Below are 778 nucleotides of genomic sequence, written 5' to 3'. Positions count from 1 at the left end.
AAAAGTTTAAAAAATGTATAAAAGAACTAAGTTTGAAGAATTTATCCAGCTATAAATGAAGTGAACATTAGGGAAGCTAATATAGGCAGTTAAACATAACCAAAGGATTGGGATCATGGCTAATTTATTTAATGTATCTATCAATCGGGTGCCATTACCGGCACAAAAACCTGTCACCGATGTTTTAAAGGTAATGCTAGGGCCAGACGCGATTGACAAAATCAATCAACTACTAGATGTAGGTGGCTTTGTCTTAGGTGATTTAAACAAACAGGCGGCCGATGTGTTTGCCACGAAGTTACGTGCAGCAGGAGCAACGGTTTCTATAATGCTTAGCAATACAACCCTAGAATTATTCAGGGTTCGCCTGCTTTCCTTTGGTGAGCAAAAACTACAAGTCATAAAACAAGTCAGAGAGATTACTGGACTGGGCTTAAAAGAAGCCAAAACCTTAGTTGAGAATAATGGCGTCGTCAAAGACAACTTAGATAAACCATCTGCTATAAAAGTTCATCAGAGATTATCTAGTGTCGGCGCTACCGTGGTTATTGAAGCTATGTCAGGCTCTGACAATGGTGAAGACCCTAAGAAACCCAAACCCGCCAAAGATGATAACTACTTGGTAACAGGTAAAGTCAGTCTTGCTAATGGAAAGCCTGCCAGCGGCGTGCTGATTCGAGCTTATGATAAGGACTTGCGCAGCGAGCAATACCTAGGGGAAGCCTCAATATCATCAACGGGCGACTACGCTATATCTTATAAACAAGAGCAATTTTCT

General features: G+C 40.7%; 1 pseudogene. It reads left to right on the top strand.

Annotated features, from left to right (window positions below):
* Positions 1–355: 355 nt before the first annotated feature.
* Positions 356–538 (top strand): annotated as a pseudogene (locus tag ACS8FD_RS19490) (ribosomal protein L7/L12); the annotation flags it as partial.
* Positions 539–778: the final 240 nt, after the last annotated feature.

The sequence above is a fragment of the Psychrobacter sp. 1U2 genome (assembly GCF_051847575.1).
Note: the sequence above shows the minus strand (reverse complement) of the source record. Positions and strands in the feature narration are given on the sequence as shown.